Source organism: Photobacterium sp. SKA34, assembly GCF_000153325.1.
Lineage (GTDB): Bacteria > Pseudomonadota > Gammaproteobacteria > Enterobacterales > Vibrionaceae > Photobacterium.
The window spans coordinates 1-23,846 of sequence record NZ_AAOU01000044.1 but is presented as its reverse complement, the minus strand read 5'-3'; the positions used below and the strand labels follow the sequence as shown (position 1 = coordinate 23,846).

16 protein-coding genes and 3 pseudogenes are annotated in these 23,846 nt (G+C 40.9%); 7 read left to right on the top strand and 12 right to left on the bottom strand.

From position 1 onward, the window contains the following. The gene (locus SKA34_RS00935; protein WP_006643619.1) at positions 1–630 is read left to right on the top strand and encodes a bifunctional 4-hydroxy-2-oxoglutarate aldolase/2-dehydro-3-deoxy-phosphogluconate aldolase; all 630 of its coding nucleotides are present in this window, start codon (positions 1–3) and stop codon (positions 628–630) included. 279 nt (positions 631–909) lie between these two features. On the opposite strand, the gene SKA34_RS22550 is transcribed toward SKA34_RS00935, so the two are convergent. After that, entirely contained in the window at positions 910–4,485 is a 3,576-nt protein-coding gene (locus SKA34_RS22550; protein WP_006643618.1) for a hypothetical protein, read from the bottom strand. Positions 4,486–4,609: 124 nt separating this feature from the next. Next, positions 4,610–5,787 (bottom strand): IS3 family transposase gene (locus tag SKA34_RS00925; RefSeq protein ID WP_086004105.1). Its coding sequence is split into 2 segments (ribosomal slippage): positions 4,610–5,529 and positions 5,529–5,787, totalling 1,179 coding nucleotides; the frame shifts between segments, so codons are not numbered across the junction. Positions 5,788–5,850: 63 nt separating this feature from the next. On the opposite strand from SKA34_RS00925, the pseudogene hsdR reads away from it, so the two are divergent. From hsdR to SKA34_RS23850, 4 genes and pseudogenes are all read left to right on the top strand, one after another. Beyond that, positions 5,851–8,082: pseudogene (hsdR, locus tag SKA34_RS00915) on the top strand (EcoAI/FtnUII family type I restriction enzme subunit R); the annotation flags it as partial. A 280-nt stretch (positions 8,083–8,362) separates the two neighbouring features. Beyond that, positions 8,363–9,352: an Abi family protein gene (locus tag SKA34_RS00910; RefSeq protein WP_006643616.1), complete on the top strand. Its 990-nt coding sequence runs from the start codon at positions 8,363–8,365 to the stop codon at positions 9,350–9,352. A 93-nt stretch (positions 9,353–9,445) separates the two neighbouring features. Then, entirely contained in the window at positions 9,446–10,939 is a 1,494-nt protein-coding gene (locus SKA34_RS00905) for an N-6 DNA methylase (RefSeq protein ID WP_006643615.1), read from the top strand. Then, positions 10,939–11,610, top strand: a complete 672-nt coding sequence (locus SKA34_RS23850) for a hypothetical protein (RefSeq protein ID WP_006643614.1) — start codon at positions 10,939–10,941, stop codon at positions 11,608–11,610. The genes SKA34_RS00905 and SKA34_RS23850 overlap by 1 nt, the downstream gene beginning before the upstream one ends. On the opposite strand, the gene SKA34_RS00895 is transcribed toward SKA34_RS23850, so the two are convergent. The 5 genes and pseudogenes from SKA34_RS00895 to SKA34_RS00870 all read right to left on the bottom strand — a co-directional run bounded on the left by SKA34_RS00895 (position 11,603) and on the right by SKA34_RS00870 (position 16,482). After that, positions 11,603–12,780 (bottom strand): IS3 family transposase gene (locus SKA34_RS00895; protein ID WP_086004105.1). Its coding sequence is split into 2 segments (ribosomal slippage): positions 11,603–12,522 and positions 12,522–12,780, totalling 1,179 coding nucleotides; the frame shifts between segments, so codons are not numbered across the junction. The genes SKA34_RS23850 and SKA34_RS00895 overlap by 8 nt on opposite strands. 484 nt (positions 12,781–13,264) lie before the next feature. Further along, positions 13,265–13,756, bottom strand: a complete 492-nt coding sequence (locus SKA34_RS00885) for a hypothetical protein (protein WP_006643612.1) — start codon at positions 13,754–13,756, stop codon at positions 13,265–13,267. A 10-nt stretch (positions 13,757–13,766) separates the two neighbouring features. Beyond that, positions 13,767–14,138 (bottom strand): annotated as a pseudogene (locus tag SKA34_RS22700) (transposase zinc-binding domain-containing protein); the annotation flags it as partial. Positions 14,139–14,254: 116 nt separating this feature from the next. Then, complete coding sequence (locus SKA34_RS00875; protein ID WP_006643609.1) at positions 14,255–15,979, bottom strand: hypothetical protein; 1,725 nt, start codon at positions 15,977–15,979, stop codon at positions 14,255–14,257. Positions 15,980–16,155: 176 nt separating this feature from the next. Then, a complete protein-coding gene (locus tag SKA34_RS00870; protein ID WP_006643608.1) occupies positions 16,156–16,482 on the bottom strand; it encodes a hypothetical protein in 327 nt (108 codons plus the stop codon). 135 nt (positions 16,483–16,617) lie between these two features. Between SKA34_RS00870 and SKA34_RS00865 the strand changes: the two genes are divergently transcribed. Next, complete coding sequence (locus SKA34_RS00865) at positions 16,618–16,950, top strand: hypothetical protein (protein WP_006643607.1); 333 nt, start codon at positions 16,618–16,620, stop codon at positions 16,948–16,950. Between the two features lie 123 nt (positions 16,951–17,073). Here SKA34_RS00865 and SKA34_RS00860 read toward each other — a convergent pair. The 4 genes and pseudogenes from SKA34_RS00860 to SKA34_RS00845 all read right to left on the bottom strand — a co-directional run. Next, positions 17,074–17,724 (bottom strand): annotated as a pseudogene (locus tag SKA34_RS00860) (Tn3 family transposase); the annotation flags it as partial. Positions 17,725–18,142: 418 nt separating this feature from the next. Continuing rightward, the gene (locus SKA34_RS00855) at positions 18,143–18,487 is read right to left on the bottom strand and encodes a type II toxin-antitoxin system RelE/ParE family toxin (protein WP_006643605.1); all 345 of its coding nucleotides are present in this window, start codon (positions 18,485–18,487) and stop codon (positions 18,143–18,145) included. 12 nt (positions 18,488–18,499) lie between these two features. Continuing rightward, entirely contained in the window at positions 18,500–18,739 is a 240-nt protein-coding gene (locus tag SKA34_RS00850) for a type II toxin-antitoxin system prevent-host-death family antitoxin (RefSeq protein ID WP_006643604.1), read from the bottom strand. A 591-nt stretch (positions 18,740–19,330) separates the two neighbouring features. After that, on the bottom strand, positions 19,331–20,548 hold the full coding sequence (locus SKA34_RS00845) for an ISL3 family transposase (protein WP_083784324.1): 1,218 nt from the start codon (positions 20,546–20,548) through the stop codon (positions 19,331–19,333). 1,186 nt (positions 20,549–21,734) lie between these two features. On the opposite strand from SKA34_RS00845, the gene SKA34_RS00835 reads away from it, so the two are divergent. Continuing rightward, on the top strand, positions 21,735–22,064 hold the full coding sequence (locus SKA34_RS00835) for a cysteine peptidase family C39 domain-containing protein (protein ID WP_369750654.1): 330 nt from the start codon (positions 21,735–21,737) through the stop codon (positions 22,062–22,064). A 787-nt stretch (positions 22,065–22,851) separates the two neighbouring features. Here the strand turns inward: SKA34_RS00835 and SKA34_RS00830 are convergent. Then, on the bottom strand, positions 22,852–23,846 hold a 995-nt coding region (locus tag SKA34_RS00830; RefSeq protein ID WP_006643599.1), incomplete at its 5' end, for an IS66 family transposase.

Below are 23,846 nucleotides of genomic sequence, written 5' to 3'. Positions count from 1 at the left end.
ATGTCTAGTATTAAAGAACAATTGAAAGCTCTGAAAGTCATCCCTGTTATCGCCATCGATAAAGCAGAAGATATTATCCCATTGGGTAAAGTACTTACGGAGAACGGATTACCTGCTGCTGAAATCACTTTCCGTTCAGCAGCGGCTGAACAAGCGATTCGCCTACTACGTGAAACCCAGCCAGATATGCTGATTGGCGCAGGCACTGTACTGAACCGCGAACAAGCTATCGCAGCAAAAGAAGCAGGAGCAACCTTTATCGTATCGCCTGGCTTTAATCCAAATACCGTTAAAGCATGCCAAGAAATCGGGATTGATATCGTACCGGGTGTGAATAACCCAAGCACAGTTGAAGCCGCGCTGGAAATGGGATTGACTACCTTGAAGTTCTTCCCTGCAGAAGCCTCTGGCGGCATCAACATGGTGAAATCACTGCTTGCGCCATACAACGACATCGAACTAATGCCTACTGGTGGCATTAATCCAGCGAACATTAAAGATTACTTGGCTATCCCACGCGTATTGGCATGTGGTGGTACGTGGATGGTAGACAAAAAACTGATCGAAGCTGGTAACTGGGAAGAGCTTGCACGCCTAACTCGCGAAGCAGTAGCGCTCGTGAATGAGTAATGATTCTTAAGTCATTTCAAGGCTCTTAGGTAACCCCTTAGCGATTTAGATAAAGTGCCCTGCCCTCCCTTTGTGGAGGGCTGATTCGTTCAAAGCATGACTCAATTGATTGCGTTATCGTGACGGGAACAGTTATCGTTGAAAGCCAAACGCTATGTTAACCAATGACATCGAAGAAGAGTTCAATATCAGAGAGTTATCTTCGGGAAAATATAGTGGTATTAAAAGACCGCTCAGTTGCGGCCTTTTCTTATAGCGAAGATAAAATGCTAGTTCATATTAAGCAAAGAGATTGGTATATCCGTTATCTTTCCAGTTTGAATGAGTATTCACATTTGGTTCATAGCCTAACTTATTCCATGATTCTACAGACTGTTTAATACTTTCGTAATTCGCCTGATAATGGCCCGTTTGGTTAGAAATCCAAATTTTTCCATTACCTATTTTTCTCGCATGGCCGGCAGAAATCACATCTTCACCACCACCTAATACCGGATGAGAAAGTTCAAGCCCGATCACAATCTTTCTATCTTGTTTAAGTACCCATTTAAAATCCACTTCGTCGTTAATCAACTCAGCAAAGCCGCTCTCTTTATCTTCAAAAGGACCTCTAGCCATTTTTTTTGCTCTTGACACTTCATCAGCAAAGGTATTTGGTTGTTTATTACTAAATCGAAAGTCTTGTTTCGGTGGAATTTCTAAAGGTGAGAAAGTGTTCGCTGTCGCTCCATCTGGTAATGTGTTTCCTGGTCTTTGAGGAACAACAGGCGCTTCACCCGGAAGCGTGTGTGCAGGTCTAGCAGGTACGACCGGTGCTTCACCTGGTAACGTGTGTACAGGTCTAACAGGTACAACCGGTGCTTCACCCGGTAACGTATGTGCAGGTCTAGCAGGTACAACCGGTGCTTCACCTGGTAACGTATGTGCAGGTCTTGCTGGTACAACAGGTGCTTCACCAGGTAACGTATGCGCCGGTCTCGCTGGTACTACAGGAGGCCTTTCGGGAATAGCCGGAGGCATATCGGTACTCAAGGGTAACTTTTTAGCGCCAGGCCCGGCATTTTGCATTCGCCAGGCAAACTCGGCACCTTTTCCTGCTTTATTCCACGTTAATCCGTTATCAATCGAGACCTCAAACTTCCCAAACTTCACCCTGCCATGAAACTCTCGGCTAACACCATCAATTTTAAAACGTCTTGCAAATGCATCTTGAGTAAGTTTCGGCGTAACATTTGTTGGTCTAAATACACGACCCGCCGCCTTTGCTGCTGCTCTGAAACCAAGTTGAAAAACCGCCTCTAAAGCGACCGCTTTGGCCGAAGACAGTAAGTGAGAATCTCGCTCTTCGATGGTATCGCTAATTGCAGCACGCCCTAAATGGGGTGTTGCAGCCAACGCCGCTCCATAAACAAACCCCGTAACAGGGGTCATTGCAAAAGCGGGCAACACCAACACAGGTGACAGCATTTCAATAATTTCAAATGCTTTTAGAGCGCCAGCCTCTGATGCAGATCTCACCCAGACATCCATATCATCCGCATATTTATTAATCGTGTTTTCATATAAATAGGAATAGTCTGTTTTGTGTTCGCTAATCAATAGGTTGTCATACTCCCCAGCAAAGCCTGCTGGAAAGTGTAGCGAAACCCATTTTCTTAGCTTTTCACTTTGACGAATTTGTTGCCTGAAATCATCAACAGAAGGGAATATTACTTTGCTGTTTGTAAGCAATGACACAACTTTGATGGGACCATGACTTATTGGACTTGAAATTGGAATTCTCGGCCCATTTTCATCATCATGTGATACCAAAAGAAGCGGGGCGTGCTCTATAGAAAAACTGCCCGTTCGAACTGAACCATGAAACTTTAGCGCTGCTCTAAGGTATGAATAGAAGTCTTTCTTCACTGTTTGATTAGCTAAAAGTAGCCGCAGTGATTCTGTGTACTGAGGTTGAATATCTTCATTCTTGAGCGCATTTAATAAATCACTCGACATTGCCCCTAAGTTAGAAAACTCAGGAGTATTGTAACTGATATGGGTACTTTCCCACTCTCGCACTCGTCCCGCAAGTATGTCTGCAACACTGAAAATCAAGTTCTCTGGAGGGTTATCATAATTAGCTCCAGCTTGAAGATTCATGTCCAACATGGTGACTCGATTTGAATAGCTAACTGTGTCGGTTAATTTAATCGCCGGATGACTAGGGTACTGACCAAGAAGCTGATCTAATTTGTGTTGAAAATACGTTTTGGGTGTAACAATGGCACTTGAAACTTTGGCTCTTGCTTTTTCAACATCTTTTAGCAATTGCGCCTCGGTTTGTGAGCGTAGTAAGTTTTCAGCTTCCTCATTGAGAAAAGTAGAGAGTGAGCATGCTCTCAGATAATCAAACTCTTGCGGCCAAGCTAAGCTGATATTTTGGCGAGAAGTGATGGGATGTGGGATCACTTTTTGACACAGATAATCAATGACACTCACTGTATCTTCTTTTGTTCGCTGTTGATCATCGCGATAGGAATAAATCACGTCAGAGAACAGGAATTTATCTATATCAATACCTTCAAACAAATGGGCATCGGTCGTTGCTATGTCATGAAAAACTTCCCATGCATAAGCATGAAAATAACTGTTATTACGTGAGTTTTTCTCTTTTTTCGACGCTTTTTTAATAAGCTCAGTATTTGCGACATGGATTTCTAAAAGGAGTGGATTTCTCGCTTCACCAATGAGTGTTTTTAATGCCTCAATTTTTATCGAGATGATATCTCTGTATATGTTCTCACGATGAAAATATAACGGTGTCGGCATGCTCTGTTGTAGGTGTCCGTTTACCAACGCTGAGACACTGATAATCGCATGATTTAAAGCTTGGTCACTCGCCTCAGAAACACATTGCCTCAATTCCTGTTCTAGCTCTTGATGTGCCTCGTTTAGCTCTAGTTGCAATGTTAATGGCTCAACACTCTCCCTACCCTGCCCTTCTTGATATTGAAATTGCTTATATTCGATCACGCTTTTTAACCATGAAATATTAGCAGCAATATCCCCTCCATCAGGCAACATCAATTTGTTATTCTCGAGAATAAAATGATCATATGATAAATAGACCATTGCGCCGCGTAATTTATCTGAGGTTAATGACCCCGCATTATTTTCAACAAGGATGTCATTTAACAGTGTTCTATAACGATGAAGAGCACTGTCTCTTCTTTCTGACTCCGTTAATTGCTCATGATGAATTTTATTGTAGGCCCAACGAAACTGAGGTCGAATAAGGTTTAAGTGTGCAGGTAGAGAAAAGACTTCAAATTCTTTCTCACCATAAGGTGTATCTACAGTGACAGTGTCACCCTGCAAAATAACCGTAGATAGCTGAACTGGGATTAAGTATTTCTGCCCACCAATGAGATCACCTCGAAGTAAAACAGGCGTATCGGCACTAATAGTATTGTCGAGCTCGAAGAATGCACCCGATTTCAATAACTGATCAATCAGCGTATGGTCATTACAGCTTTGTACCATGTGATCTTCAAAGTCTTGCTTGAACTCAATAACATCAATACTGTTATCATCTAAGCTCTTTAAAAGATCGACGTCTGCACGTTCCAGTTGCCCTTTAAATGCATGACTGCCAGCATTATCAAATAATAAAGACTCAAACTCTTCCAACGTAAATTCTGTCATTTTTTTGATCGAATAAAATTGGCTATTTATTTGAGTCATGAGGTGGGATAAACGGACATATTTATCAACTATCCATGTTGAAGGTTGATAACTATCATCGGAGGAAGACGCACTTTGTAACGGCGCCCCTTCTGCCCCCGGAAAGAAACTACGACTTGGTGAAGACATATAGCGACAAAACCGGGAGAGCATCCCACCCTGTACTTCCTCCTCATCTGTCGGTTCATTTGGCGCAACACTTCTTCTTTGCCTATCCCCTCCTCCCATGAGCAATAAAGAGCCAATGTAGTGGTCAACTAAAATTGGCCACGGTTTTAGAGTTTTCCCAATATAATCGTTCTGATTCGTTGGGAGTTAGGCCGCCATTATATTGATGCGGCCTGAGTTGACAGTAATACCCGATAATGTAGCGGATGATCTCTTGTTGAGCTTCAGCAAAACTACGATAACCCACTGTTGGCACCCATTCGGTCTTTAAGCTTCTAAAGAAACGCTCCATTGGTGCATTATCCCAGCAATTTCCTCGGCGAGATAAACTCTGTTTTATCTTAAAACGCCACAGTAATTGACGGTACTTTCGACTTGTATAGTGGCTACCTTGATCGCTGTGGAACATGACGCCTTTCGGCTTACCACGCGACTCATAAGCCATTGAAAGAGCTTTGCCTGTCAGACTGGAATCAGGTGATAAAGACATCGACCAACCAATCACTTTGCGGGCAAAAAGATCAATAACAACCGCTAAATACATCCAGCGATTTCCTGTCCAAATATACGTAACATCACCAACCCAAACTTCATTTGGGGCGGTAACAGCAAACTGTCGGCCCAAGTGATTTGGAACCTCAACATGTTCTTGAGAAGCCTTTCTGTATCGATGCTTTGGCTGTTGGCAACTGACTAAACCAAGCTCTCTCATGAGTTTTGTTGCTCGGTATCGGCTCAGTTTTAAACCCTGATTTGTGACTATATCTGCAATAGTCCTCGCTCCCGCAGAGGCGTTGCTTGCTGCGTGGGCCTCACTAACTAAGCTGCGAAGTTTGACTGTTTCCGCCCTAATCGCTGTTGGACGCTTTAGCCAATAGTTATAACTACTTCGATGAACATTGAAGACTTCGCATAATGTTTTTACGCTATAGCTCTGCTTGAGTTTCTTGATCATCAAGAATTGTTCAGTGAGTCCGACATCAACAGAGCCGTGGCTTTTTTTAATATTTCATTATGCTCTTCAAGACGAGCTAACTTCTTTTTTAATTCCCGAATTTCTATTTGCTCAGGGGTCATAGGCGAAGCTTTTGGCGTTTTGCCTTGTCGTTCTTGTTTAAGCTGACGAACCCATTTATCCATCGTGGATTTACCCACATTCATGGCTTGGGCGGCTTCTGCCACTGAGTAATTTTGATCAATCACTAACTGTGAAGCCTCGAGCTTGAATTCTGCGCTGAATAGTCGTCTTGTACGATTTGTCATAGTGTCACCTGTTAACGTATGAAGTGATGATATCACCTCTAACTAAGTGACCAAATTCACTATGCCACTACACAGGCAAAAGCCAATAAGCATGAAGTTGGTAAAGGCATGCAGCAAGGTATGGAGTACGCTGGCCTGCTAGAAGTACCGTTCGTTTTTGCCTCGAATGGTGATGGTTTTATTTTTAGAGACCTTACCAACCCAACTCAACTAGAAACGGAAATTCGTTTAGAGGATTTCCCGCCCCCTCAGCAGTTGTGGGAAAAATATTGTGCTTGGAAAGGGTATAAAGAAGAACATCTGCCAATTATCACTCAAGATTACTATGATGATGGCAGCGGTAAATCACCGCGTTACTACCAGCTTCAAGCTATCAACAAAACAGTAGAGGCCGTTGCTGCTGGCCAAAACAGAGCCTTACTAGTCATGGCGACGGGTACAGGTAAAACCTACACCGCATTTCAAATTATCTGGCGACTTTGGAAAGCCAAAGCCAAGAAACGAATTCTGTTCCTAGCGGATAGAAATATTCTTGTCGATCAAACTAAGACTAATGATTTTCAACCGTTTGGCACGGCGATGACAAAGATTACAGGCCGCAAAGTCGATCCTGCCTTTGAAGTGCATCTAGCCCTTTATCAAGCGCTTACTGGGCCAGAAGAAGAACAAAAAGCCTACAAGCAAGTAGACCCTAATTTCTTTGACTTAATCATCATTGACGAGTGCCACCGTGGTAGTGCTTCAGAAGACAGTGCTTGGCGTGAAATTCTTGAATACTTTAGCAGTGCGATTCAAGTCGGTTTAACGGCAACACCAAAAGAAACCGATGAAGTTTCTAACATCGAGTACTTTGGCGCCCCAATTTATACCTACTCTCTTAAAGAAGGTATTGAGGATGGCTTCTTAGCTCCTTATAAGGTGGTTCGTGTCGACATTGATGTGGATGTCCAAGGTTGGCGACCAACCAAAGGGCAAACTGACAAAAATGGCGAAGTTATTGAAGATCGAATCTACAACCAAAAAGATTTTGATCGCACTATGGTTATTGATGAACGTACCGAGCTTGTCGCGCAAACCATTACTAACTATCTGAAACGTACCGACCCAATGGCCAAAACCATCGTGTTCTGTAACGACATCGATCATGCAGATCGTATGCGCCGTGCGTTAGTAAACCTGAACCCAGAACAGGTTAAGAAGAACGATAAATACGTAATGAAAATTACGGGCGATGACGATATTGGCAAAGATCAGCTAGACAATTTCATCAATCCTAAGAAAAAGTACCCTGTTATTGCCACGACCTCAGAGCTAATGACGACGGGAGTTGATGCGAAAACCTGTAAGCTAGTGGTGCTTGATCAAGGTATTCAATCTATGACCAAGTTTAAGCAAATCATTGGTCGTGGTACTCGTATTGATGATCGCTATGGCAAGCTTTGGTTCACTATCTTGGATTTCAAAAAAGCGACAGAACTATTTGCTGATGAACGCTTCGACGGAACACCAGAACGCGTGAAGGTCACTACCCCAGAGCAGTTCGAAGATGAAGAAAATTTAGATGACATCATCGACGGCGTTGATGATGTTGTTGATGCTGGTAACCCATTCGGTGATGAAGATATTGACCCTGATTCAATTCAAGATCCAGAGGCTACCAATGGCGAAGGTTCAGGAAGCTCCCCTGAAAGTACAGGCAGTGCAGACGATTGGGATGATGAGAATCGAGTTCGCAAATTCCATGTGAATGGAGTTCCAGTTAAAGCGCTCGCTGAACGTGTCCAATATTACGATTCAGATGGTAAGCTTGTGACCGAGTCATTTAAAGACTACACCCGAAAAACCATGGTGAAACAGTTCTCTTCTTTAGATGACTTCACCAAACGTTGGAACGAATCTGATCGAAAGCAAGCCATTATCGATGAGCTAGCCGAAGCCGGTATTCTATGGGAAGCCCTAGAAGACGAAGTGGGTAAAGACATGGACCCATTCGATATGATTTGTCATGTTGTTTACGATCAACCCGCTTTAACTCGTAAAGAGCGTGCCGATAACGTGAAGAAGCGTAACTACTTCACTAAATATGGTGATACGGCGCAGCAGGTACTTAACAACCTCCTTGATAAGTATGCCGATGAAGGTGTGCAAGAAATTGAAAACATCCACGTTCTTAAAGTGAAACCTTTCGATGAAATGGGCAGACCGTTAGAAATCATTAAGAAAGGCTTTGGTGGCAAACCTCAATACCTTGAGGCGGTACACGATTTAGAAATGGCTATTTACGAATCAGCGTAATATACGTCACAATTACTTAAATACCTAAAATACACAATATGTAGCGCCTGAATTTTTATTGGTGCTGATATGTGGTGTTTTATGGGATGTGTTTCTATTTTGATTTTGTTCTCCTGTCATCACTTTTGTTGACTAGGTCGCGATTATCAATAATACTTCATCGCAATAGTGCCCAGTCCCCTGTTTTTGAAGTTATCTTAAGAGATAACTTTGAAATCAAGGCTGGGCGTTCTCGTTTTTGGAATCTAAGAAATTAAAGCCCACTGAACTAAGGATTGTAATGGCTCTCATCCCACCTAAAGAATTTAAACATTATGAAGAACTCGTTGATACATTATCCCAACGAGGGATGATTATCGGTGATGGTGAGCGAGCCAAGCGTAAGTTGGCTCAAGTTGGTTACTATCGTTTGAGTGGTTTTTGGTATCCAGCAAGAGAGATAGAGCGAAATGAGCAAGGTACTGTGATTAAATGTCCTCATCTAAAGCGGCCTAAACGTCTTAATGAGTTTTTACCAGAGACGAGTTTTGATGATGTATTTAGCCTCTATTTGTTAGATAAAAAACTCCGTATCGCTATGCTCGATGGATTAGAACGCATAGAAGTTTTTGTACGTAGTGTTATTGCCCATGAGCTTGGCCGTGGTAAGCGTAAAGAGGCAGGGACCGGACTCGACATTCCAGAACCATTAGCGTGGAAAGACCCTGAATATATCAATGGTAAGTTTTTAAAAAAGCGAGGTCATAAACCAAGTTTGTGGGAAGAGTGGCAAAGTAAGCACAGTAATTTAATAGAACGAAGCCGTGAAGATTGTATTGTGTGGCACAAGCGTAACGATAAAGAAATGCCATTTTGGGTGGTGATTGAAGCATGGGATTTTGGAACCATGTCGAAGTATTACGGTATGTTAAATGATAAATACCGCCAAAGAATCTGCGCTCGTTTAGGGATCTCTGATAAAAGAGAAACGGGTGTATTACAAGCATGGCTAATGGAAATGAACATCCTTCGTAATCGATGTGCCCACCATACTCGAATTTGGAATCAGCAATCGTCAAAAGTGCTCCCTTTACCTTCACATGAAAAATTTGATGATATTCGAGGCAATCACAATACACTGACTCGCTTATACGGTGTTATTCGTGCTATGTGGTTTTTAATTGAGCAGATAGGCCCAAGCTCATGTTGGATGAAAGAAGTTGAATCCCTAATTAACACCTTACCTACAGTACCTGGCTGCCATAAATCTTCAATTGGACTACCTTCTTAATCTATTCCATTAAATAGACATGATTACTCTGAATATCACGGCGGATTACGTTATAATTCGCCACAAATTTCAGTTGTTTAAAAGTAGAAAAACATGTCTATCAGTTCAGTTATCAAATCCATTCAAGACATCATGCGCAAAGATGCGGGTGTTGACGGCGATGCACAGCGCCTTGGTCAAATGTCTTGGTTACTATTTCTTAAAGTATTTGATGCTCAAGAAGAAGAGTTAGAACTAGAACTGGACGACTACAAATCACCAATCCCCGAACAATATCTATGGCGTAATTGGGCGCAAGATGGCGAAGGCATTACCGGTGAAGCACTGCTTGAGTTCGTAAACGATGACTTGTTCTACAAACTGAAAAACCTAACCGCACCGGTTGACCTCAACCCCCGTGGCTTTGTTGTTAAAGAAGCATTTAGCGATGCGTTCAACTACATGAAAAACGGTACGTTGCTGCGCCAAGTGATCAACAAGCTTAACGAAATTGACTTTACTGACTCCTCAGAGCGCCACCTGTTTGGTGATATCTACGAGCAAATTTTAAAAGACCTGCAAAGCGCAGGTAACTCGGGTGAGTTCTATACGCCTCGTGCTGTTACACGTTTCATCATAAACCGCTTAGACCCTAAGCTAGGCGAAGCGATTATGGACCCAGCAACGGGTACAGGCGGCTTCCTAGCGTGTTCGTTTGACCACGTAAAAGACAACTACGTGAAAACAGCAGCGGATCACCAAACACTGCAAAAGCAGATACACGGAGTCGAAAAGAAACAGCTGCCACACCTACTGTGTATCACCAACATGATGCTGCACGGCATTGAAGTGCCAGTGCAAATTAAACACGGCAATACGCTGAATAAGCCACTTTCAAGCTGGGACAGTAACATTAATGTGATTGCGACCAATCCTCCGTTTGGTGGCACAGAAGAAGACGGCATTGAAAAGAACTTCCCAGCTGAAATGCAAACTCGTGAAACGGCGGACTTGTTCTTACAGCTGATCATAGAAGTGTTAGACGAAGGCTCAGAAACGCAAAATGGCGGCCGCGCAGGGGTAGTACTGCCAGACGGTACATTGTTTGGTGAAGGCGTTAAAACCAAAATCAAAAAAATGCTGACTGAAGAGTGTAACCTGCACACCATTGTACGTTTACCTAATGGCGTGTTTAACCCATACACAGGCATCAAAACTAACATTCTGTTCTTCACCAAAGGTAAGCCAACCAAAGATGTATGGTTCTACGAGCACCCATACCCTGAAGGCGTGAAGAACTACAGCAAAACCAAACCAATGAAGTTCGAAGAGTTCCAACAAGAGATTGATTGGTGGGGCAATGAAGAAGACGGTTTTGCTAGTCGTGTAGAGAACAACCACGCTTGGAAAGTGCCAATCGCCGACATCATTGAGCGCAACTTCAACCTAGATATTAAAAACCCGTATCAAGGTGAAGTGATAAGCCACGACCCACAAGAGTTACTGGCGAGCTACCAACAGCAGCAGCAAGAGATCTCTCTGCTTCGTAATCAACTTAAAGGTATTCTAGGTGAAGCCCTGAATTCGTCTGTGGGTGGTGCTGAATAATGAGTGTAGAACAGACCTCTATGAATCAGTTGATCACTGACAATATCGACATTTGGACTTCAACCGTTAAAACCAAATCCGCCTCTGGTCGTGGCAGCAGTAAAAAGCGCGAGCTTTATGGCGTAAAGAAACTGCGTGAGCTGATCTTAGAATTGGCAGTGTGCGGTAAGTTAGTGCCACAAGATCCTAATGATGAGCCTGCTTCTATTTTGCTTGAGCGAATTGCAGCAGAAAAAGTACAGTTGGTGAAAGAGAAGAAGATTAAGAAACCAAAGAAGCTTTCGGAAATCTCCGACAGTGAGAAGACTCTTCTATTGCCTAAAGGGTGGGAGTACTCTCGATTAGGAGAGTTTGTCTCAATTATTAGAGGCATAACCTTTCCGGCAAGTGCAAAACATCATGAACCGTCAGAAGGCTTGGTTGCTTGTTTAAGAACAACTAATGTTCAACATCAAATTGACTGGGATGATTTGTTATATGTTGATCGCTCTTATCTAAAGCGAGAAGAACAAAAATTATCTATCGGCGATATTGTAATGTCCATGGCTAATAGCCGAGAATTGGTGGGTAAGGTTTCATATACCTATTCAATTCCAGTACAAACAGATGCAACCTTTGGTGGCTTCTTAAGTGTCATCAGACCTTATGTAGTGGCTGTAGTGGTCAACTAAAATTGGCCACGGTTTTAGAGTTTTCCCAATATAATCGTTCTGATTCGTTGGGAGTTAGGCCGCCATTATATTGATGCGGCCTGAGTTGACAGTAATACCCGATAATGTAGCGGATGATCTCTTGTTGAGCTTCAGCAAAACTACGATAACCCACTGTTGGCACCCATTCGGTCTTTAAGCTTCTAAAGAAACGCTCCATTGGTGCATTATCCCAGCAATTTCCTCGGCGAGATAAACTCTGTTTTATCTTAAAACGCCACAGTAATTGACGGTACTTTCGACTTGTATAGTGGCTACCTTGATCGCTGTGGAACATGACGCCTTTCGGCTTACCACGCGACTCATAAGCCATTGAAAGAGCTTTGCCTGTCAGACTGGAATCAGGTGATAAAGACATCGACCAACCAATCACTTTGCGGGCAAAAAGATCAATAACAACCGCTAAATACATCCAGCGATTTCCTGTCCAAATATACGTAACATCACCAACCCAAACTTCATTTGGGGCGGTAACAGCAAACTGTCGGCCCAAGTGATTTGGAACCTCAACATGTTCTTGAGAAGCCTTTCTGTATCGATGCTTTGGCTGTTGGCAACTGACTAAACCAAGCTCTCTCATGAGTTTTGTTGCTCGGTATCGGCTCAGTTTTAAACCCTGATTTGTGACTATATCTGCAATAGTCCTCGCTCCCGCAGAGGCGTTGCTTGCTGCGTGGGCCTCACTAACTAAGCTGCGAAGTTTGACTGTTTCCGCCCTAATCGCTGTTGGACGCTTTAGCCAATAGTTATAACTACTTCGATGAACATTGAAGACTTCGCATAATGTTTTTACGCTATAGCTCTGCTTGAGTTTCTTGATCATCAAGAATTGTTCAGTGAGTCCGACATCAACAGAGCCGTGGCTTTTTTTAATATTTCATTATGCTCTTCAAGACGAGCTAACTTCTTTTTTAATTCCCGAATTTCTATTTGCTCAGGGGTCATAGGCGAAGCTTTTGGCGTTTTGCCTTGTCGTTCTTGTTTAAGCTGACGAACCCATTTATCCATCGTGGATTTACCCACATTCATGGCTTGGGCGGCTTCTGCCACTGAGTAATTTTGATCAATCACTAACTGTGAAGCCTCGAGCTTGAATTCTGCGCTGAATAGTCGTCTTGTACGATTTGTCATAGTGTCACCTGTTAACGTATGAAGTGATGATATCACCTCTAACTAAGTGACCAAATTCACTATGCCACTACAAATAACGTCACCAATCTTACAATACCACTGTATTTTCCTGTCGTATGACAAAAGGAAGAATCAAAGTGCGACAAATTTCGTCCCCTAGCGCTAGCTAGGAAATGGACGTTTCGTTTTTAATTATCTTTTCTAACCTATAGATATATTTATATATCTACTCAACTATCTTTATGAATATAAAGACAAAGAACCCATTTCTTTTTATAAGTTTTTTTCACACTATCGTTTTATTAATATATAAACAAAGTTATCCACACATCCAAGAATCGCTCCCAGATATCGTTCATTTTGAACGACCTGCACAACAACATACGGTAGTCCTGGTCATCAATTCATATCATTTAACGCCACAGATATTGGAAGGGAAACGCAAAACACCGCAGTCAAGCGGCATATTTAATTGAAATGAGTGTTAATGCTCTGTTGTGTAGTTACCACCGTAAACGGACGGTTTTATCACGCGCCCTTGCGGATAACGATCACGAGGCTGGCCTCTTGTACTATCTGTACGCATAACAGTTGGACGCTGACGTTTTTTCCAGACATAACTATCAGAAAAGGCTTCAAAGCGAACCCATAGGGTTTTCAGCCCTCTTTTCACGCGACGAGCAATTGAACGGAGCTTTGATTTGATAACATGTTCATCACTCGCTAATCCGAATACGTTGATAAATTTTTGTGTTATCGATTTATACGCTGCTTTAGAGTAAACACGCGGTAAATCCTCATCCTTTAACTCTAAATTAGACAGAATATCGCTGTCTTGAAGATACACTGCGTCGATAACAATAAAATCAGCCAGCTTTAACAGATTGATAGTGTGATAATAACGCTTCTGACTGATTGATTCTCCCCAACAGGAAACATACGCTTTTATGATCGTGTCGTGGGTGATTGTGTCCATGTGCTCGACTTTGGGTATGGCGGAATATCTCCCACAGCTTGTCGGGCATGGTGAAGGTGATGTGTTGCCATTCACAATCGGGAAGGACATATTGCTGAGTTTGCACCCAGCGCTCTGTGGCTTTGGTGCCACAGCTATTGCAAGCCCTGGACTTACAGGTTTGATTGATGAATTTGATGTGGGAGCAGCGGGTATTGGAGCACGTATATTTTCGGGAGCCAAATGCCGCAGTGCCGCAGGCGAGCATCTTCGTGACATTCTCAATGACTGCTTCACGAACGTGACCGATATGTTTGTTGAGGAACGTCAGCCATTCCTGCTGTCGATTGAAAAGAGCTTTGAGTGGTTGTCTGGGTGCATAGACAGGAAGATACCTGTCTATGCCTGTTATGAACAGTAAAACTAACAGGTCGTTAGTTGCTGCCGTAGGCAGCCTATGTTCTAAAAATGCAGCAAGAAGATTGCGTGTAGATAGTTAGTCTAGGCGCGACCACCGGTTTAGACCTTTGGTGGCCATGCTTTTACTGGTGCATTTAAATTAGGTTTCCCCAGTATTGGACTTGATAGTACATAGAAACCATGGTTAGTAAATAGCCAAAAAAGATTTCTGTCATATTCAACATACACTGAGTGAGAAAGGTTACCCATAGCGTAATCCGCCACCTTTTCTGGTGCAAAAGGTGGGACAAAATAAGCGTTTATTGTTGGTTTTTTTGGATCTGAAATATCAAAGACCTGTAAACCTGCATTATAAAAGTTATACGGTAGGATCCCTTTACGAGAGTGGCCTGGTTGATGGTAAGCACCTGTTCTTTTAGGACCAAAGCTGCCTCTGCGCTGGCAAAAATCACTAAATAGGGCTTCCTTAGGAGGTTTTGGTCTTGGCATAACCCCCTGAATTATTGGCGTTTTAGGGGTAGAGACATCAATAATATAAATATTTTTATATGGCTCGTAACAATCCTCATTCAATGGATAGCCACTATAATAAACAAGCCCTGTTTCATCCACTTGCGACACATCTATAAAGTCTCCCTCAGTACCTGCAACACTGGGAGGAAAATCAAGGTGGCTAACGATTTTCATGTGTTTTGGATCGCTGATATCCACTACGTAAAAGCCTAAACCTCCCATCGCAGCATAACCAATCTGACTATCCTTTTTAGCAAGAAAAAGAGGCATTCTCGCTCCCATCCAAGAAGTTCTATTACCCGAACGAGGATTATTAATGTAGGTTTTTTCATGCTGGAGATTCCCAACGATCTGACCATCAACCGATAACGTATCGAGAAGGATTGGATTAGCTGGATCACTCATATCCCAAGCTTGATAACCTGCACTGTAAAGGTCGTTTGGATATTCAGTTAAAGCGTGTCTTCTATCCGGTGCCGCCGCCACATACATGGTTCCATCGCCATAATAAGCTGGAATATCACGTATCCCCGACCCTTGCTGCTTCCCTATTGGAGCATCAGGATGCTCAACATCCGTAGTTCGCTCAGCGATAAGTTGCCAGTCCTTCGGTAGCGGACCTTTCATTTCATACACCTTAAAACCTTTGAGGTGTAAACTGTTTCTTATCGCATTTACTTTGTCAGGTTGACTATATTTATTATCTAAAAGCCCAAAACGGCGCACTTCGTAAGCTTGAACCATAATATAAGCTTGACGCTTTTCACTCCATGCAACAGAAGCTGCTCCCATCATGTCTCCTTCTGGAAATGGGTCCACTTCACTCCCTGCACCCTCAGGTCCCCATGTATGTCCTTTAGTTAATAGCAGTTTAACCTCTTTTGGTTCGGTGATATCGAAAATCTTTAAGTCACGGCGAACATATTGATATAAGTAGCGACGCCCATCAAAATCAATAATATTTTGCCATGTATGAAATGGCTCAACTTGGATAGGATAATATGCCTCTACCTTTATATTTTTTGAGTAGCTCTTTTGATCCCAATAGTCTAACTGCCCCTTAAATGGGTGACTGCTATGTGAGGATGGTGCTTGCTTCGGGTGTGTAAAAAGCCCATCTTTTAACATGCCATAACTTCCAGAACTTGGTGCGCTAGGAGTCTTATCAATTGCAATCGTAAATTGAGCTCTAACCATTTCATCTTGTATGTTTGATGGTGTATTTTTACTCTCATGCCAAGAGCTTTCTGCTAGACAAACTTGACAGAATAACAGGGTCAAAGACGTCGAAAAAAAGTCATATTTATTCATTTAGTGCCTCAAACGTTATCGTTATTTTAATCAATAATAAGCAAGTGTATTTAGCTTCAATTTTCTTCTTATAAAAAATTGGCAAAAATAATTTAATTTAGTAAAAAATATGAATGAATACCTATTCTAGGTGAGATTTTTCTGCATACACCACAGTTTTTTAATACTCTGTAAAGTTATTTCTGCTGAGCCAACAGAACAAAAATAGATACGAAGTATCGAGCTGGATGTGGCGAATATGTGCTTGTTACTATAAATTGATCTTGAATTATTAATTGTTCTTCAGGATACATAACTTCAAAAACTGTTTTATCTTTGTCAGAAATTTCAGTCATATCAGTACCCTTCCCCATTTCTAGTAGCGCATACTGATTTTCAATTTCTAAACAATATTCAACCCCTTCTTTAAGCAAGTATTTATGATTTTGTACTAGTTTTGTGCATGACGCATAAGCAAATTGAGAGGTAAATACAGCAAAAATCGCTATTGTTAATTTGTACATATAAACTCGAACATTAGATAAAAAACGTTTATATAATATAAGTAGCAATAATCAACTTCTAAAAATTCAAAATAAGACTATTGTCACGCAATTTATTGCTTATAGGTATAAAGCTTTCTTTTTGGGAGTTTTTATTTGGCTATATTTACAAAGAAATTTTGTTGTAAAAATTCCCGCATTTTTAACAAAAAACTAATGATGCTATCAAAAAATAAAATCAATTTTAGGAATGAAGTTATTCATAAAGGAAAAAATTCAGGTAAAGAGCAAGCCCTTAATTACGGGCAAACTGTGCTTGATGTTATTAGGCCACTATTGAGCAATTTTAAAAATAACTTTTCAGAGTCAGTCTCAGAGGCAGTGTTTAATCACTTAAGAGGTTGTATAAAAGATAGTGATGATGGGGTAACAATATTGAGTATTAATACAATCATTAGCATTACTGAGAACTCTAAAAAAGGCCATTAGTTGAACCTGTAAAAAGCTTGTGACGGTGGTGAATCGCATAACACGTTTTATTCATTTTCGAGTCAGATTTTTTTGCGCTGACTCGTATATGGGGTCGCTTCAGAAAACGGAAAAAATCGTACGCTAAGCAGATTGTAGTGGACGTAGTGGCCTGAACTTATCTAAACCGATCTTTGAGTTGCTGCGCCACAGATAATCCCCGTTTAGGTTGATATGCTCCCAACCCAGTGGCGACAAGTACTGCAACAACTTATAGTCGACGGTATGCCCCTTGGAACATAACCCATGTACTGCCCTTTCCAGATAGACCGTATTCCATAACACAATGGCGGCTGTTACTAGGTTAAGACCATTTGCTCTGTAGCGCTGTTGCTCAAAACTGCGGTCACGGATCTCTCCCAGTCGATTAAAAAACACAGCACGAGCCAAAGCGTTACGAGCTTCCCCTTTATTCAGTCCCGCATGTACACGGCGGCGAAGCTCGACGCTTTGCAGCCAATCTAGGATGAACAGCGTGCGCTCAATGCGGCCTAGTTCTCGCAAAGCAACCGGCAGGCCATTTTGGCGTGGGTAACTGCCTAGTTTCCTCAGCATGAGCGAGGCCGTCACCGTTCCTTGTTTTATAGAGGTGGCCAACCGTAAGATCTCGTCCCAATACGCACGAATGAGCTGAATGTTGACCGTTCCACCAATCATTGATTCCAATCCCTCATAAGCGTTATCACCCTTTGGAAAGTATAGCTTGGTCTTACCTAAGTCACGGATACGCGGCGCGCTCACTTCATAGGCAAGTACTGCTTTAAAAAGTGGCGTACCATACTGATACTAAATTTCACACAAGTCATCCCTAACGCGTGCCAATGCGACTAATAATGTGATACACAATCAGTGAGCCTGTTGGGACGTTTCTTTTTGGAATTTTACTTGCCTCCTATAGTGAGAGGCACTAACATATGAATTGTCGGGATACATACGCTAAGCCTCGTTGGTTAAAAATTAACTTTCGGGGCCTTCGTCTATCTGTCAGTCACGACATCCAGTGACAGTTTTATGCTCCCAGCAGGAAGCCAAGAGCATCCGCGTTGATTATACCTTAACTCTTCTGATGTTTATCAACGTTATGCCTAACTTTTTCTGATATGTAAGACGAAAAGACCGCCTCGATAAGCGGTCTTTTAATCAAAAACACTAACTACTTATGGACAATACAGTAGTCTATTAACGTTTTTTGCATATCCTGTTTGTCACTAAGCATAAGCATGGCATAAACAACCCTACGAGATACGTCATAACGATACACAATTTTAAGCCCGTTTGATTTGAATATCCGATAATTAGCAACCCCAAAAAGTTCTCTTATATCTTGGCATATAGGATACATTTCAGGATTATCTAAAACTGTCGATTCAAACTGTTCAATTAATTTCTCAACTCGTTCTATAACCTTATTTGCATCATTCCATTGTGAAAAGTAATCAATAAGATCAAAAGTTGTATTTTCAAAGGTACTTAAAGAAATTAACTTTGTTTCTTTCATAAGGACTCACTGTTATTTTTTACGAGCAGCCAGCCTTTCCTTTAGTGATTCCATTGACGATGTCCGGTCTTGCTTGATATCAGACTCAGCAAAACTGAGCATTTTCATCATAGCAATGGCTTGCTCTCTACGCTCATGTTCCTCATAAGAAGTAACAACGTAAGATGGCTTTCCATTTTGTGTGATCGTCAAAGGTTCATGTAAGGGAAGATCAGCAGCATGTTTTTTTAAAAAGCTTACCGTCTCTATCATCACTTCATCCTTCTATTCGTTTTCATCAACTGTCTATCTATAATGATTAAATCGGTCGCTCTAACGGCTACTCGATTTAATCATTATAAGGCACCCACCCATAAAGGTCTATATTTAAACCAAATAAAAACCAGCAGGTTAAGCGGAATTAATGAGTAAATTTTCGCTATTCCACCTCTGTTCAACATATTATATCTTTCACGTCGAAATCATCGTTAGCGTGGATTTGAGGATGAAACTGGTGTTTTTCATAGAGAATCAATCTTAAATAGGTACTCTTAGGATGTAATCATTAAGTAACCGTTGTTAACATTCACCGTTCTGAAACTTTCATTTATTTCGATATAGATACGTTGTGTTTATGATGATTTTGTCAATTGTGGATGTTCCGAGTATAAAGCCCGCCAGCGAAACGCGTCATTCATTTTAAATTATGTTATTTATCTGAAATTTACTTAAGTTTCATAACATACGTAACATTGATCAGATATTCACGACAAGAATTAATGAATAGTGTTTCATTGTAATTTAATGAAAGGTTATTAGTAGTTTTTTACATGATCTTTCATTAGAAAAACGGTTCTTCTCCGCTTACATGAGCTTGATATTTGGATAAAACGTTGAATGAGTATCAGGAATGGATGTCTGCCTAATCTTTAATTTGAAATAATCTGTATCTCTTACACCTCGCGCTCTTCGTCTGAGTAATCCGATAGATACATTGCCTGCTTCTACTCGAGCGTTGGTTAACTTATATTTGGCGTAATTACAGATACCCACTTTTCTTTCTAACAGTGCGTCAGCGAAGTTACTTAGGGACAGGATTCGTGTGGATTTAGCTAGTCGGCACCAAGTTTCTAGAGCTGTCACCATTGAGTCGTAACTGGGTTCATCCCAGATGGCTTGTAACTGCTCTTTCAGCATATAGATAATACATAGTGTCTTATTACTTTCGAGTAAGTCATCCAGTCTATCTGATTGTTTATCATTTAAATTTACGGCATTTTTCAATAAGAGAAACAGCGTACCTTTTAGCATTCTTTTCTCCTCGTGGGAGCCATTCTTAAATGCTTTTGTTCTCTCTTTTTTGATTAAAACACAGTAGTTTTGCATGACATGAAATCGGTCAAAGACAATATCAGCATTGGGCAGCATCTTTTTAACCGCTGATTGATAAGCTTGTCCCATATCCATTGAAACCGCTTTTATCCCTTCTCTAGTGGTCATTGATAGCTGCTCAAAAAAGGAGATAAGCACTGATGATTTTCGACCATGCTCAACCCAAATTAAATGACCTGAAACCAGATCATACACAACTGTCATGTAATCATGTCCTTTAGCTCTCGCCACCTCATCAACACCAATATGAACCAAATCGACTAACTTCTCTGGTTCTAATGCTGGCAGACTTGAACGTAAATATTCTCTATCAATATTCTTTACTGTCTCCCATCGTATCCCTAAGTGCTTAGAGACGGCTTGAATACTCATATACCGACAAAGACCACTGATGAATTTGCAAAACCGAGCCGTATAGCGACCTCCTTTCGCAACATATTCCGTAACTTCAATCAGTCTTCTTCCTTCCTTGTCTCTAGTCTGAGCTAACTCAATTTCAACTTCACAAGGTCGACCACTAACTGGCAAGTCTTGAACGCGTCTCCGAATGTAGTGATCAACAGTACAAGGAGCATTAGCAGTTGGAGTTGTGGCTTTAAATCGTCTATCACGACGACATCGAATTAATAAGGCTTGTGAGTTTTCTTCTGATGAAAAAGATTCAACACATTGACCTTTGAAATTGAACAAGAGGGAAGATAATGAAGACAAGGTATACGATTCAACAATAATGAAAATAAACAATTTAAATCATAGCGTTACAGGATTAACTTGTATATTCCTGACTCATTTAAGCGGAGAAGAGCCGAAAAACTAATCAAAAATAATATTATTTCTCACTTTTAAAAGCCGATTAAATTCCTATAATGCCCCACATCGAAACGCGACCATGCCTTATATTCAGTGTGTTTAGGCGAGGTTGTACATTATAAAAAACTTGCTTCATTAAGGAATTCACAATGTCACGTATCATTAACAAAATTGTTAGCTTATACATTCCAGTTTTCGCTTCTATGTACCAAGCGCAAATCAAATAAGCTTTTAAAAAGGGCGTTGAAATTATCTTCAACGCCCTTTTGCTATTTGGTTAATAGATAGCTCAAAAATTTGGTGCTTAATCTTTTGTGATTGAAAAAAAAGAGGGAAATGAACTTAACCACAGAATCTGTGGATAAAAGAATCCTATATGCCAAGTAACATATACAACCTCAATCTGGGGAATTTTAAGCTTCGCGCAAACAAGATCCATTCGCACGCTAAACTCTATCATTTAAAATATTTCAACTCTAAAACTCATTTTTACATGATATATATCACACAATTATATGCAATATATTGCTTCTTGATTAATATCGATAAATACTAATCATAATCATTGTTATTAGTATTTCTTCAATTTGACCCTGCTTTTGGTGCTGCAATAGCTGGCGGTGTTTTGGGAGGAATGGGAGTTATCGCTACTAATCCTAATGCTAGTTCGAGAGGTATCGATTGGAGTTACGGGAGGAGCGTGTAGTGCATGTCACTTATAACGTTATTGGGCTTTTAATCCTTAATATATCAATGGTATTTTTTTTATTTAAAAAAAATAAAGAAAGAGTTTTTCTTCTTTTCATTGTTATATTTTTTATATTCATAAGTTTATATAATGATAGAGTTTTTAACTGGCTTGATTATTTATCGAAGGTGGTCATTTTCACTTTCTGCTTATTTCTCTCAAAAACAAAGAAACAATTATTTATAGTTTTAAGCTTAATTTATTGGATATATTCATTAATAATTACTGGATCTAGTTAGATTTATATTTTTAATAATAAAAGTTTATTAATAATAATGATATCTAGTTGTACCAGCAATAATATAGAAAAGAAAAAAGATTTTTCTCATCCTATATCGAAAAAAGTTTTATGGTATTGTTCGTCAACAATTAGATATGAGTTGTGGAATGGCTGTTATTAGTAATATTTTAACTTATGAGTATGGTCAAAATGTACCTGAAGAAGAATTAATTGAAAAAATCGGGATTAAACCTAGATATTCATTTATTGACATACAAAATTTAGCATTAAATTACGAAAAAAAACATGCCTGTTTGGATGAAGTACGAGAATTTAAACTTAATAAAAAACCCTGCTGTTTTATATTTAGAAAGGCATGGGAAAAACATTTCGTTTCTTTATCAAGATTAGATAATAACTATATATAAATAAAAGATCCTGCTTGGGGAGTATTAAACCACACTAAAAAACAGTTCGAAGAATATTGGTTATATAAAAAAACTGATAAAGGTCGTGTTCTATTTTTTTTAAATGAATCTAAAAATATAGATCCAATTAAGATATCAAAAAAATAATCCAATCTTTTGATCAATAAATTTTTAGAAACAGGGTAATTCGTAGTGGCCTAATATATTCATATGCTCCCAAAGGATGAGTAGACAATGACCAATCACGAATTCAAATGATTTGTAACAAGATTAATAGTTTCATATCAACCTTGGTTTAGTTTTAAGAGGCTATTATGAAGTCTAGACAATGTCCAAAATGTCGAAAAAATGTTTCATGTTTCTGGTTTTTCTTTAGTTCTCATTGGATGAAGTATCGTTGTATCGAATGTGGTTCCTTGTTGAAATGGAGTATAAGGCGGGCTTATCTAGGAGCTATATCCGGTGGTTTAGCTGGCCCATTTGTCACATCTACACAAGCTTTCATTCCATCTACACTTCTTAGGCTCTTTATTGCCATAATTTTCGTAATAGTTTTAGCTATTTCTGTGAATAAGCAGATCGAGTACATTGACGAAACTGAGTTATAACAAGCAATTAAACAGTGATTCGCAACGCTTAGCGCTCTCACTTCAGGTTGAGTTAACCTTTCACGGCGCACTACTTGTTTGCTTCGGTTTCGTTAGAACACTTGATGAAATCGAAGTTAGTCCAGGTTGTTTCGTCAAAACAGTAGTAAACGCCCCATGAACCCACGGGGCGATATTTGTTAGTGTTTGAGGTTCCAAGGTAGGAGTGCATCGATATCGGGCTCAGCTTTCGCGAGCTCTTTCATGCACTTGACCATGTAGTCGTAGAGGATAAGGCCGTTGGCTTTCGCAGTCTCGACGATGCTGTAAAGCATCGCACTCGCATCAGCACCATTTGGCGTGTTCGAGAACAACCAGTTCTTTCTGCCAATGACCAGCGGTTTAATTGCGCGTTCAGCGCGGTTATTGTCTATCGATAAGTGACCGTCATCGATATAGCGGATCACCTTCGGCCATTGGCCGAGCGTGTATTTTATCGCTTTACCCAGCGGGCTAGACGCTATCACTTGTTGAGATGTCATCCACTCGTACAACTCGTCCAGTATCGGTTTGCTATGCAGTTGACGTTCTGCTTTTCGTGTTTCGACAGTCGCACCTTTTAAGCGCGATTCTATCCCATAGAGCTTCTGGATTTTGGCCAGCGCTTTATCTGCTTTGCCTGACTTACCTTTACCTTGAAGCTTCTTAGCCTCCATGAACTTTCGCCGTGCATGTGCCATGCAGCCAACATTGGTGACGTGATAAAGACCATCATAGGCACCATAGCCATCGGTTTGTAGATAACCACTGTAATCCCCCAAGAAGGCAACAGGGCATGCCCTCGCGCGACTGTTTTGATAGTCGTACAAGGCAATATTCTTCACATTGGGGAGTGCGGCTTCTGGCGAGTCTGCGCCCGAGCAGTAGAGCCACATGTAACACTGTTTTTCTTCCTTGAGAACATTGAGTGGCGTTTCATCCGCCTGGAACACCACTTGTTGAAGTAGGTGCTCTTTTAGAGCGGCATAGAGTGGTTTGAACTTCTCACTAACTTGGATAACCCATCTGGCCATAGTGGTTCGTGATAGCTCGATTCCCGACTGGGTAAACAGCGACTCTTGGCGGTAAAGTGGCATCGCGTACTGGTATTTGCCAAGAATGATGTTGGCAAGCAAGCTTTCTGTGGCAAAGCTCT

What these genes read in the sequence shown, in the direction of transcription:
- SKA34_RS00855 (WP_006643605.1), bottom strand. Translation starts at nt 18,487, where the DNA reads ATGAAAGAAACAAAGTTAATTTCTTTAAGTACCTTTGAAAATACAACT.
- SKA34_RS00905 (WP_006643615.1), top strand. Translation starts at nt 9,446, where the DNA reads ATGTCTATCAGTTCAGTTATCAAATCCATTCAAGACATCATGCGCAAA.
- SKA34_RS00910 (WP_006643616.1), top strand. Translation starts at nt 8,363, where the DNA reads ATGGCTCTCATCCCACCTAAAGAATTTAAACATTATGAAGAACTCGTT.
- SKA34_RS22550 (WP_006643618.1), bottom strand. Translation starts at nt 4,485, where the DNA reads ATGTCTTCACCAAGTCGTAGTTTCTTTCCGGGGGCAGAAGGGGCGCCG.
- SKA34_RS00875 (WP_006643609.1), bottom strand. Translation starts at nt 15,979, where the DNA reads ATGAATAAATATGACTTTTTTTCGACGTCTTTGACCCTGTTATTCTGT.
- SKA34_RS00935 (WP_006643619.1), top strand. Translation starts at nt 1, where the DNA reads ATGTCTAGTATTAAAGAACAATTGAAAGCTCTGAAAGTCATCCCTGTT.
- SKA34_RS00850 (WP_006643604.1), bottom strand. Translation starts at nt 18,739, where the DNA reads ATGATAGAGACGGTAAGCTTTTTAAAAAAACATGCTGCTGATCTTCCC.
- SKA34_RS23850 (WP_006643614.1), top strand. Translation starts at nt 10,939, where the DNA reads ATGAGTGTAGAACAGACCTCTATGAATCAGTTGATCACTGACAATATC.
- SKA34_RS00885 (WP_006643612.1), bottom strand. Translation starts at nt 13,756, where the DNA reads ATGGACACAATCACCCACGACACGATCATAAAAGCGTATGTTTCCTGT.
- SKA34_RS00870 (WP_006643608.1), bottom strand. Translation starts at nt 16,482, where the DNA reads ATGTACAAATTAACAATAGCGATTTTTGCTGTATTTACCTCTCAATTT.